Below are 12,182 nucleotides of genomic sequence, written 5' to 3'. Positions count from 1 at the left end.
GGCATTATTTGTAATAATGATAATTAAAGTCATAAAAACCCTTATGTATATTTTGCATTAAATTTACGTGAATATGTTAATTTACTATGCCTAATAGGCTTGTAAAGACTTGCAAAACACTATTTTTGTGCTACTTTTGCAATCGCTTAATAAAAGAAATAAATATATAATATGTCTGCAGCAAACCTAAAAACATTTGATGTTCTGATAGAAATCCCAAAGGGAAGCAGGAACAAGTATGAATATGACTTCGAATTAAAAAAAATACGCTACGACAGGATGCTTTTTTCTTCTATGATGTATCCTGCCGATTATGGTTTTATTCCTGAAACTCTTGCACTTGATGGAGATCCTCTTGATGTATTAGTGTTGGTTACAGAGCCTACTTTTCCTGGTTGTGTAATGGAAGTAAAACCTATTGGTGTTTTCCATATGGCTGATGAAAAAGGACCAGATGAAAAAATTGTATGTGTGCCAGTATCAGATCCAATTTGGAACAAATTGGAAAATCTAGATGATATGAATCCACACCTATTAAAAGAGATAGAACATTTCTTCCAAGTATATAAAGATCTTGAGCAAAAGAAAGTTGATGTTGGCGGATGGGGCGATGTAAATGAAGCTCGCGAAATTATAGACAAGTGTGTAGATCGTTTTGATACTATAGAGAATAGACCAGAAGGATTGTTCAGTATTGGATAATTAGAATTTCATAATAAAATAAGGAAAAAGCAATATTCTACTAATGGGTATTGCTTTTTTTTCGTTGGTTTCGTTATATTTACAATAATTTAACAACAAACCAAACTATTATTTATGGATTCAATTATGATTTACGTGCCAGCTATAATGGCTGTACTGGGTCTTCTTTTTATGGCAATAAAAAGATCCTGGGTGTTAAAGCAGGATGCCGGAGATGGTAAAATGAAAGAAATTTCAGATCACATCTATGAAGGTGCACTTGCCTTTTTGAAAGCAGAATATAGGTTATTAACCTTTTTTGTAATAGCAGCCAGTATAGCACTTGCGGCAATTGCATATTTTGTTCCTACTACTGATATGCTTATAGTGGTGGCTTTTATTTTTGGAGCAATATTTTCGGCACTTGCTGGAAATATGGGTATGAAAATAGCAACCAAAACCAATGTTAGAACTACACAAGCAGCAAGAACCAGTTTGCCACAAGCATTAAAAGTTTCTTTTGGCGGTGGTACCGTTATGGGGCTTGGTGTTGCAGGTCTTGCCGTATTAGGACTAACAGCGTTTTTTATCTTCTTTTTTCATTATTTTATGGAAGGTGTATGGACAAATGCTGCCGATATGACAATAGTACTTGAAACACTTGCAGGTTTTTCGTTAGGAGCAGAATCTATAGCATTATTTGCCCGTGTAGGAGGTGGTATTTATACTAAAGCTGCTGATGTAGGGGCTGACCTTGTGGGTAAAGTAGAGGCAGGTATTCCTGAAGATGACCCTCGTAACCCTGCAACTATTGCAGATAATGTAGGTGATAATGTAGGTGATGTAGCAGGTATGGGTGCCGATCTTTTTGGGTCGTATGTAGCAACAGTACTTGCAGCAATGGTTTTAGGTAATTATGTACTAAGAGATATTTTAATAGACAATCCTAGCTTTACCGATGCCTTTGGAGGTATAGGACCAATATTACTACCTATGGCAATAGCAGGTTTCGGGATATTATTCTCAATAATAGGTACTATGCTAGTAAAAATAAGCAGTAATGATGCCAAAGAAGCACAGGTGCAAGGAGCCCTTAATATAGGTAATTGGGTCTCTATAGTATTGGTTGCAATTTCATGTTATTTCCTAATAAATTATATGTTGCCAAATACTATAAAAATGGAGTTTTATGGTGAAGGTGCTAAAGATATATCGTCTATCCGAGTGTTTTATGCTGCTTTGGTGGGCTTAGTAGTAGGTGGTGTTATATCATCGGTTACAGAATATTATACAGGGCTTGGTAAAAAACCAATACTTGCTATTGTACAAAAATCGAGTACTGGAGCAGGAACTAATATTATAGCAGGACTTGCTACGGGTATGATATCTACTTTCCCAACAGTACTATTATTTGCAGCTGCTATTTGGTCATCTTATGCTTTTGCAGGTTTTTATGGTGTAGCACTTGCAGCTTCGGCTATGATGGCTACAACTGCAATGCAACTTGCTATTGATGCTTTTGGACCAATATCTGACAATGCAGGTGGTATTGCCGAGATGAGTGAACTCCCTAAAGAAGTACGTACCCGTACCGATATTTTAGACTCGGTGGGGAATACTACAGCTGCAACAGGTAAAGGTTTTGCTATTGCTTCGGCTGCACTTACTTCATTAGCGTTGTTTGCTGCCTATGTTACCTTTACAGGGATAGATGGTATTAACATTTTTAAAGCACCAGTACTGGCAATGCTCTTTGTGGGTGGTATGGTGCCTGTAGTGTTCTCGGCACTTGCCATGAACTCGGTAGGTAAAGCTGCTATGGAGATGGTATATGAGGTGAGAAGACAGTTTAAAGAGATACCAGGTATTATGGAAGGCACAGGCAAGCCAGAGTATGGCAAGTGTGTAGAAATATCTACACAGGCAGCCTTGCGCGAAATGATGTTGCCAGGTGTACTTACTATAGGTTTCCCTATTGCTATTGTACTTTTAGGAATGTTTATTTATCCTGAAAATAATCAACTGGTAGCCGAAATGCTAGGTGGTTATATGGCAGGGGTAACGGTATCTGGAGTGTTATGGGCAGTATTCCAAAACAATGCGGGTGGTGCATGGGATAATGCTAAAAAATCGTTTGAGGCAGGTGTAATGATTAATGGAGAAATGACTTATAAGGGTTCTGACGCGCACAAAGCTGCGGTGACGGGCGATACGGTAGGAGATCCGTTTAAAGATACATCAGGACCATCTATGAATATATTGATAAAGCTAACGTGTCTTATAGGGCTTGTAATTGCACCAATATTAGGCGGACATGGTGCTAATGACGGTCTTGACGTGTCGCATGCTACGGTTATAGAACAACCTGTTATAATGGGGCAGGAAAGCCGTAAGGAAATATCTATTGATAGACAAAAAGATAATGACGGAAATGTAACGGCTACCGTAACAATTTCGACTTACAGTAGTAAAGAGCAGCTTAAAACTGATGAGCAAGTTTTCTCTGGTACAGAGGAAGAGGTAAATAATAAAATTACAGAGTTTAAAGATAAATTAAGCGAGTAGTAAAAGCTCTTTAGTATAAACAAACAGCCTCGCATTGCGGGGCTTTTTTTGTGTTAAGAGGATGCATGTGTTGTAATATTCAAAATAAATAAATAACTTCACTTCAAAATAAAAAGGATATCCAATTGAAAAAAATTCACCTATTTATTGTTGTTTGTACAGCAGTTTTAAGCTCATGTTCAAATGATGATTCAAACGATTCGGTTAATGCTCCATTGTCTGTGACTATTAATGGAATAGATAAATCATTTGATGAAGTTGATGTAGAAATTAGTGGAGATAGAGTTTATGTTACGGCATTAACCCCAAACCATTCTGAAACTATATCTTTTGAAACTACTATTAATTATGTTGGAGATGAAATGATCTATGAAGTAATATATAACAATGATAATGGCGTATATCGTGAAATTAGTGTAGGGGATATTTTAGATAATGTAGAAGTGAATACTGAGCATAGGCTTAAGGGAACGTTTCATGGTTCAGTTAAATCTATACTTTTGGATGGAGATAATGAAACATTTAGTTTTACTAATGGCTCTTTTGATATAGACTACTAGTTAAATATAATATTTTATAATAAGTAAAGCCTCAAAATATTTTGGGGCTTTACTTATATTGATTTTTAGATAGTTGTATTATTTTTTTTAAAACAATCCATTCAATTCCGCGTCAATTTTATTGATGATAGTACCTAAATCTTCGGGGTTATTTACAAAGTCAAGGTTATCTACGTCTAGTATTAGTAGTTTGCCTTTATCATACCCTTGTGCCCATGCTTCATAGCGCTCGTTAAGACGGCTTAGGTAATCTATCGAGATAGAGTTTTCATAATCGCGCCCTCGGCTGTGTATTTGTTTTACCAAGTTGGGTATCGAGCTGCGCAGGTAAATAAGTAAATCAGGAGCTCCTACAAAACCTTCCATTAGTTCAAACAGCGATTTGTAGTTATTAAAATCCCTGTTACTCATTAGTCCCATAGCGTGTAGGTTGGGTGCAAATATATGGGAGTCCTCATATATGGTTCTATCCTGTATAATGTTCTTTCCGCTTTCGCGTATTTGTAATATCTGGTTAAAACGGCTGTTAAGAAAGTAAATTTGTAGGTTAAACGACCATCGCTCCATTTGATGATAAAAATCATCTAAGTAAGGATTGTCAACTACATCTTCATAATGCGGTTCCCATTTAAAATGTTTAGCTAATAATTCTGTTAACGTGGTCTTTCCGGCACCAATATTTCCGGCTACAGCTATATGCATTATTCAGGTAGTGTTACGTTATATTGTATGATTTCGTTGTTGGTAAAAATAGACAAAATTTGGTCGGAATAGTAAAAATTATCAAAGCTTTTTTCAATGATTTCTATTTTTTGCAGGCTGTTTTTTTGCGGACTGTACAGGTACAGTACATCATCTTTTTCAAGTAAAATCTGCTTGTCATTAATAAATTTCACTTTCTTAAAGCTGGGTAATTGCCCCAAGGAGTTTACCTTACCAAAAACGTTTACGGCATATAGGTTATTACTATCATCTACCCAATAAAAATAATTATATCCTGACTGGTAGTATTGTAATGTCTTATTGAAAGGTGGTGTAAGGGTTTTAAAACTTTCTTTATTAATATCATATAACCCTACTTGTTGCGTGTTGGTGTCATATACCCAAAGTCTATTTTGCGATGCAAGTCCTACAGCTTCGGCAAGTAAGGGTTGTTGTAGTTGCGAAAAGTTAATGCGGGTGGTTTCGTTTAACTGATTATCTAGTAATACAGCGGTATTGAAGTTTTTATAAAATAATACGATCTGTAATGGGCTTTGTAAATCGGCACGATAAATATCGCCTAGCGAAACACTATTGTATTTTAAGTTTTTCCCGTCTTTCTGTTTTATAAATACATTGTTTTTAATGGTGTATTTCCACCCAAAAGCATCTGTACCAATGTAGCGTTCTGTACCAATAGCCACTTTAGATATTACTTTAGCAGGTATTGCCTTTTGCTGTGCTAGCAGCATTACAGGGTATAGTATAAAGAGTAGTACAAGTCGAAAATTCATATACAAATATAAGCTAACCTACTGTTTTTAGTTTATAAAAGTACTAATAACACTGTATATGATAGCACTATTGTGAAGGTTTATATATTTATACGTTCAAAAAAGCTCTTTTTGTACGATTCGCTAATTGGTATTCTAGATTCGTTAATTAGTATACGATTGCGTTGTACCGATGTAATGTACTTAAGATTTACTATATAAGAATTGTGTACTCGAATGAATGATTTTTCAGGCAATTTGCCCATCATATTCTTAAAGTTAGATAATGTAAGAATGTATTTACCATTACTCAGGTTAACTTTAAGATAGTCTTTTAGCCCTTCTATATATTTGATGTCAGATATGAATACTTTGATGCTTTCGTGTTCTGATTTGATAAATAAAAAGTCATCATTATTACTACTTTCAAACGTTGGAGGACTTGTAGTAAAAGATTGATTTGATGTTGTTTTATTAACTTTATTAAACGCTTTTAAAAAACGGATATACGATATAGGTTTTATAAGATAATCTGCAGCTTCGAGCTCAAAACCATCGATAGCAAATTGCGGATAGGCGGTGGTGAAAATAAATTGGCATTTTAGTTTTAAAGTATTTATAAACTCGATACCAGACAACAGTGGCATTTCGATATCAATAAAAATAAGATCGACACTGTTTTTATTAATAAACCCCATTGCCTCTACAGGATTGGTAAAACAATTAAGTACCTCGATGTCCGAAATAGTGTCGCAATAGTTTTTTATAACATCTATTGCCAGTGGCTCGTCATCTATTATAACTGTTTTAATTTTCATTAAGTTTTAGGTTTAAATCTACATAAAATTTATTGTCTTCTACATACGTTTTTAGGGTATGACTTTCAGGAAAATAGAGTGCTATTCTTTTAAGTGTGTTTTCCATACCAAGTCCCGAAGCCTCATCATTTTTTGGTTGCTTATTGATATCGTTAACGATAAAAAAATGTATTTCTTTTTTAGAGATATTAAATTTAATATAAATTTCGCTATTTGTAGCGGTACTTATACCATGTTTAAAAGCATTTTCTATAAACGAGATAAAAAGTAACGGAGGTATCTTTATGCCATTGGGGTTTCCTATTACCTCATATTCTATTTTATTATTTTCTGTAAGGCGGAGTTTTTGCAACTCAATATAGTTTTCTATATACAAAAGCTCTTCGTTTAGTAATACCATTTCTTTATTGGTTTCATAAAGCATATAGCGCATCAAGTCAGAAAGGTTTAGAACTGCTACAGATGTTTTATCTGACTTTTTAATAGCCAAAGAAAATATGGTATTGAGCGAATTGAAAAAGAAATGCGGGTTTAATTGCGCTTTTAAAAAGTTGAGCTCAGATATTTTTTTCTCCGTTTCAGCCACTTGTTGTTTTTTAAAGCTATCATTCCATTCTACATATATTTTAAACATTGCACTAAATGCAAGGTGTAGTATAATCATTATCACATTAGGAAAAAACCGCATAAAGAATAGTCCTCCCTCTGGTTTTTTCATTCGAGGTAGTCTCTTCTCCATTACTTCTTTCATCTCTTTATTTGGGGTGAAATGATCAAAGTAGTTTGTGAACAAAAAGGTGAAAACTACAAGTATAATAGCCGCTGCAACAAAATAATGCAACAGCTTTTTTTTTAGTAAAAATTGCGGGACTAAAACAAAATAATTAAGGTAAAATATACCGAAAGAAAAAATTGTTTTGATGAACATGTCAACAGAAAAATCACGATTTCCTACAAAATAGTTTGCTACGGGTAAAAAAAGAAACAATAGCCAGAAAAAGAAATGCAGTAAAAAAAACCTGAAAGTGATAGATTTTTTTCCGACTGTAAAATGAGTAGGGATATTTTTTAGCATTTCGTTTTTATATTTAACGCTGTCAAATCAGCTTTGGTAATAGTAGGCGATTTTTTACTTTTTATTAGCTCCTTTACAAAGCTAGCTGTTTTTGCTGCATCAATACTATCACAAAAAACTTTATTGCCCTCAATACTTGGTATATGTGCTTGGTTAATGAGTATTTTGTTGTTATGGGTTATTTTATAACCATACCCATTTTCTACAGGATATATAATACTTTTTAAATCACCTTTTTTTTTGGTATTACATGAACATAGTAGTAGCATAATAGCTATTGTTTTACAATAAAGTTTCATTGTGACTTAATTTAAAAATTAATCTTCATCGTCATATTCTTCAAAAGGTCTAAACTCATACATATCATCAAAGTAATAATTGCCATATTTACCTAAAAATATAAATGCTCTTGAATCTGTATTAAACGCTGCGCCATCTTGTCTCGGAGTGCCTTCAAAGTTAGTCTTTTCATCCCAATCATCATTAGCTGGGTCATATTCCCATACACTATTTGCATCACCACCAGCGATGTAACCATAACTGCCTATAGAGAATCCTACAGCGTTAGATCTTTCTACGGTATAATTATCATCGTCGTCTAAGTCTTTTAGTTTTGTCCATGTTTCAGTATTAGTGTCAAATACCCAAAAGTCATCAACATTTAACCCGTTAGAAGACCCTGTGCCAAAATATACATTTGTACCAATGGTAAAAGTTACACCTTCTCTTCTTTTATTACCGCCAAAACCAAACATTTCTTCCCAAGTATCAGTACTTGGGTTGTATTTCCAAAAGTCTTTTTTATCATTATCACCATCAAATCCAGATCCTACATAGCCACTTGTAGCAGAGCCAAAGCCTACTGCTGCGCGTCTTGTAGTACCACCAAAGTCGGCTATTTGCTCCCATGAGTTATCACTAGGATTATACTCATAAAAATCGCCAAGTTCATCTGTACCATTATATCCTGTACCAATGTATCCTGCATTATTTACAGAAAATCCTACGGCAGAGCTTCTGCCTTCACCAGGAAAATCAGCTTTTTGTACCCAGTAACCACCATTTATATCATATTGCCAAAAATCGTTAAGGTAATAATCGCCATCATAACCTGTTCCTGCATAGCCATAGTCGCCTATCATGAAAGATACAGCACTACTTCTAGGTGCGCCATCAAAAACAGTTCCTGTAATCCAGTTACCTAATTTGCTACTATCGTCGCTAGAGCAGCTTGTTACAAATGCTGTACATAATGCTAGACCAAAAAACAGTGTGTTATTTCTTTTTAAAAAGTGCTTTTTCATAATTTAATTAAAATTTATATTATATATAAAACCTACAGATATGTTTATATCGTTATTAAAACTTATTTCATGTTCATTGTCTTGATCATCAATAGCATCAAGACTGCTATATATATTATGTCCTACTTTAAAAGAGGCTATCCAGCTTTCGCTAGATATATAGTTGTATTCAATACCTCCTGTAACCATAACCATTTGCAATGCATTAATTTTAAATTCGGTATCCTGCCCTCCTCCCGAAGTATAAAAATAATTGTCACCTCTTATTTTAGAATAGAATCCATCAACCGCGATTTCTGATTTTATACGGTGCTTTTGGTTTATATTATACGTTAGGCTGGTTGCAGGAATACCTAGTGTATAAGACAGCTTTTCGTTTACTTTTTTACTAAAGTTTATTATTGGTAATAGTCTGTATTTGCCAAAATAACCTTTATATCCAACTCCAAAATTTAAACTGGATTTTTTATCGCTAGTTATATAGTTTGCTCCTGCAAAAAAACCAAGGTATACGTCTTTTGATGTTAGGATGTTGCCAAAATCGGCAACAACCGTGGGGGCAATAGCGGCTGTAGCGCTCCAGTTGTTGCTTATATTTTGGCTATACATTATATCTAGTTCAAGCGAATTTATATTTTCTATACCTACAGTAGTAAATGGCATATTTGTCCCTGTATATTCAAAGTTATAAGCATTAAAAGTTCCTGTATATGTAATCCTGCTATTAGATAGTTTTTGTTTATAATTTAATGTTGCATTATGGTTTACTAATGCAGTATTATTACCATCATAAAAAGCATTATAATTATACTTTATAGTGTTTACTGTTTCTTGCGAATAACTTTGTGTTGCAAATACCAATAAGAATAGAACAGTAAATAATCTCGACATAGTAACAAAATTTCAGACAAACATATCTTGATTTTAAGGTATAGGAAACATCAATATACGGTTAGGCGGTTTTTAACTACAAAACATTAAATAGCATCTATAGATTAGTTTAAGTGTGTTTATAGCCTAAAAAGGTCTTTTTATAGAGGTATATGTATAAGGCATATATATCTTTTTTTGTAGCATACTAATAGGGGTACTTTGGCTGTTTAATTTCTTATGATGAACAGATTATATAGTGTTATTTGTTGTTGTTCTATATTTATTGCACTCATGTTTGTGTCGTGTAATAACGATATAGTTGATGATGCTTATGACCCAGGCGAAGGTTTTACGGAGAGTAATGTAAGGATTGTAGTTGTTGATACCTTTGATATTAGGATGAGCACCTTTAGGTATGATAGTATAATAAATGAAGGACAAAATAGAGTTTTGGTAGGTCGATATTCTGATCCGTATTTTGGAGTAATAAAAGCTACTGCTTTTGCCGATTTTACACCTGAAACTTATAGTTTAGATGAAGAGGCTACTTTTGATAGTATTGCAGTTAGCCTAAAATATGATGGGTTTTATTATAACGACACCCTGTTACAAAAAACAATTAAAATACAAGAGCTTACCAAAGAGATTAGATATAAGAATAATGAGAGTTATTTTTATAATACTTCTGATATTGAATCGAGCAATACTATAATAGGACAAAAAACATTTTATCCTAGAATAAGCAATGACTCTATAGCAATACGACTGACTGATGCTTTTGGGCAAAATCTATTTGACAAGATACAGAGTAATATAATTAACGATCAAGAGCAATTTACCGACTATTTTAAAGGATTGAAAATAGCTCCTGACGATACTGAGGATGCTTCTATAATAGCATTTAATATTGCCGAAACCTATATAAGGATATACTATTCACTTCCAGATCAGTCAAGCTCAGAGAGTGAGTTTATGGATTTAAATTTTAGGACGAATTCGAATAAAAAATTTTTCAGCAAAATAGAAAGTGATAGAAATGGCACCCCATTAGAGAATGTAAACGGAAAGGAAAACGAAGCAACTTCTGCAAGTTTAAATGACTTAACCTATATACAATCAGGTATTGGGATAACCACTAAAGTTACTTTCCCTAATATTCGTGATGTTCGGTATATAAATAATAACAACGGTTCTATCTTTAAAGCTAATCTTAAAATAAAGCTTAATAGTGCCTACTATGATAAAAAGGTATACCCCAGTGACTCACTTTATGTATATGTACTAGATCAGAATAATGACATACTTGCCCCACTGTATAATAGTGGAGGGGATATAGTAGCTGGATATATAGATTATAGTGACGAGGAGATAAATGAAGTATACCTTTATGTACCTGTCGAAGCCTTTTTAGAAAAAGTAATTACCAATAGTACTTACCTTAATTACGGGTTAACATTTATTCCGTTACACTTCAATTCTGCAACAGAAAGACTCATTTTAAATGGCGAAAATAATAGCGATTACGAATCGAGGCTAGAATTAACTTATATTATATATGATAAATAGAATAACGGTACTGTGTTTACTGTTTTGTACTGTCAAAGTGTTTTCACAATCCAATAATCAAACAAGTTCTCCTTATTCTCTTTTTGGCTTAGGTAGGCTAAACGAAGCAGGGGTTGGTAAAACAAATGCGTTAGGCAAAAGCGGTATTGCATTTTCTAGCGAAACGGAGCTTAATAACCTTAATCCTGCATCTTATGCTGGTATTTTTAAAAACTCATTTCTCTTTGATATAGGTATAAAGGGAGAGAAAAATAATATGGCTACTATTGATGACCAAAAAAGCACAACAACGTATAATTTTTCTAATATAAGTATGGCAATAGGTCTTACAGATAAATCTGCAATAGGTTTTTCATTATCCCCATATTCTGATGTCGGTTATTTTTTGCAAGGTGTAACAGGATCAGTAGAAGGTAATGCAGACACCTACTCGAGCGATATAGAAGGCTCGGGTGGGCTTAATAATGCGATGTTAACCTATGGAAGAAAATTTAATAACAAGCTAAATTTGGGTGTTAATGCGAGTTACTATTTTGGCAATATAGAAGAAACTGAAGTAATTACTATTAATAACGATTACCTGTCTATAAACGAAAAAAGTTATTACAGAGGTATTCGTTTTGGAGTAGGAGCTCAATATAAGGTGAACGAAAAATTAGATATAGCATCAGTAATTAATCTTCCTGTATCGCTTTCAGGTAAGCAGGATAGATTGGTAAATAAGATCGTAGATTATTATAGTGCAGAGGTTGAAGATATAGGCGGTAGAAGTATATCAAGTTTTAAGCTCCCTTTAGAGTTTACTATTGGAGCAAAATATGTTTTTGCAGATGTACTTACTGTAAATGCCGATTATAAACGTTCTTTTTGGAATGCTACTGATATGGAAGATAACTTAGGGAGTTTTACAGATCAAGATTTTATAGGCGTCGGTTTTGAATATTTTAGAAATAAAAATAGATATAGTTACTTTGATCAGGTACGGTACAGGTTAGGCTTTAATGCAGATAACGGTTATCTAGAAGTGGGAGGAGCAAGAGTTAAAAATGTTGCTTTTACCTCAGGAATAGGACTACCAATTAGAGGTTCGGGGAACTCGTTTCTTAACCTGTCTTATAGCTACGGACAAAGAGGTGTTATAACAACAACACTTACCGAAGAAAAATACCATCTTTTTACAGTAAATATAAGCCTCTCAGATATTTGGTTTAAAAAAAGAAAATATGATTAATTGAGTTGATGTTAAGTTGAATAATGTTTTTTTA

Annotated in this window: 12 protein-coding genes; 5 read left to right on the top strand and 7 right to left on the bottom strand. The window is 33.8% G+C overall.

Annotated features, from left to right (window positions below; translation table 11 throughout):
* Window positions 1-171 precede the first annotated feature (171 nt).
* The 3 genes from DVK85_RS03365 (at window position 172) to DVK85_RS03355 (ending at window position 3,806) form a co-directional block, all read left to right on the top strand.
* The gene (locus DVK85_RS03365; RefSeq protein WP_114677079.1) at window positions 172-702 is read left to right on the top strand and encodes an inorganic diphosphatase; all 531 of its coding nucleotides are present in this window, start codon (window positions 172-174) and stop codon (window positions 700-702) included.
* A 114-nt stretch (window positions 703-816) separates the two neighbouring features.
* Window positions 817-3,246 carry a sodium-translocating pyrophosphatase gene (locus DVK85_RS03360; protein WP_114677078.1) on the top strand — a complete coding sequence of 810 codons (2,430 nt, stop codon included), beginning with the start codon at window positions 817-819 and terminating at the stop codon, window positions 3,244-3,246.
* A 221-nt stretch (window positions 3,247-3,467) separates the two neighbouring features.
* Window positions 3,468-3,806 carry a hypothetical protein gene (locus tag DVK85_RS03355; protein WP_127960548.1) on the top strand — a complete coding sequence of 113 codons (339 nt, stop codon included), beginning with the start codon at window positions 3,468-3,470 and terminating at the stop codon, window positions 3,804-3,806.
* A gap of 87 nt (window positions 3,807-3,893) precedes the next feature.
* Here the strand turns inward: DVK85_RS03355 and DVK85_RS03350 are convergent, their stop codons facing one another.
* From DVK85_RS03350 to DVK85_RS03320, 7 genes are all read right to left on the bottom strand, one after another.
* Window positions 3,894-4,508 (bottom strand): deoxynucleoside kinase, encoded by a 615-nt coding sequence (locus DVK85_RS03350; protein ID WP_114677076.1) that lies wholly within the window; start codon window positions 4,506-4,508, stop codon window positions 3,894-3,896.
* Window positions 4,508-5,302 (bottom strand): hypothetical protein, encoded by a 795-nt coding sequence (locus DVK85_RS03345; protein ID WP_114677075.1) that lies wholly within the window; start codon window positions 5,300-5,302, stop codon window positions 4,508-4,510. The genes DVK85_RS03350 and DVK85_RS03345 overlap by 1 nt, the downstream gene beginning before the upstream one ends.
* An 80-nt stretch (window positions 5,303-5,382) precedes the next feature.
* On the bottom strand, window positions 5,383-6,099 hold the full coding sequence (locus tag DVK85_RS03340; RefSeq protein ID WP_240339563.1) for a LytR/AlgR family response regulator transcription factor: 717 nt from the start codon (window positions 6,097-6,099) through the stop codon (window positions 5,383-5,385).
* A complete protein-coding gene (locus DVK85_RS03335) occupies window positions 6,089-6,940 on the bottom strand; it encodes a sensor histidine kinase (RefSeq protein ID WP_162845282.1) in 852 nt (283 codons plus the stop codon). Before DVK85_RS03335 ends, DVK85_RS03340 begins: the two co-directional genes overlap by 11 nt.
* A gap of 227 nt (window positions 6,941-7,167) precedes the next feature.
* Complete coding sequence (locus DVK85_RS03330) at window positions 7,168-7,473, bottom strand: DUF4907 domain-containing protein (RefSeq protein WP_114677073.1); 306 nt, start codon at window positions 7,471-7,473, stop codon at window positions 7,168-7,170.
* A gap of 18 nt (window positions 7,474-7,491) precedes the next feature.
* The gene (locus DVK85_RS03325) at window positions 7,492-8,478 is read right to left on the bottom strand and encodes a Kelch repeat-containing protein (RefSeq protein ID WP_114677072.1); all 987 of its coding nucleotides are present in this window, start codon (window positions 8,476-8,478) and stop codon (window positions 7,492-7,494) included.
* Between the two features lie 3 nt (window positions 8,479-8,481).
* The gene (locus tag DVK85_RS03320; protein WP_127960547.1) at window positions 8,482-9,369 is read right to left on the bottom strand and encodes a DUF6268 family outer membrane beta-barrel protein; all 888 of its coding nucleotides are present in this window, start codon (window positions 9,367-9,369) and stop codon (window positions 8,482-8,484) included.
* A 219-nt stretch (window positions 9,370-9,588) separates the two neighbouring features.
* On the opposite strand from DVK85_RS03320, the gene DVK85_RS03315 reads away from it, so the two are divergent.
* A complete protein-coding gene (locus tag DVK85_RS03315) occupies window positions 9,589-10,917 on the top strand; it encodes a DUF4270 family protein (RefSeq protein ID WP_114677070.1) in 1,329 nt (442 codons plus the stop codon).
* Window positions 10,907-12,148, top strand: a complete 1,242-nt coding sequence (locus DVK85_RS03310) for a PorV/PorQ family protein (RefSeq protein WP_127960546.1) — start codon at window positions 10,907-10,909, stop codon at window positions 12,146-12,148. Before DVK85_RS03315 ends, DVK85_RS03310 begins: the two co-directional genes overlap by 11 nt.
* The last annotated feature ends 34 nt before the right edge of the window (window positions 12,149-12,182 follow it).

Origin of the sequence: Flavobacterium arcticum (assembly GCF_003344925.1) — a bacterium.
GTDB classification, from domain to species: Bacteria; Bacteroidota; Bacteroidia; order Flavobacteriales; family Flavobacteriaceae; genus Flavobacterium; species Flavobacterium arcticum.
Note: the sequence above shows the minus strand (reverse complement) of the source record. Positions and strands in the feature narration are given on the sequence as shown.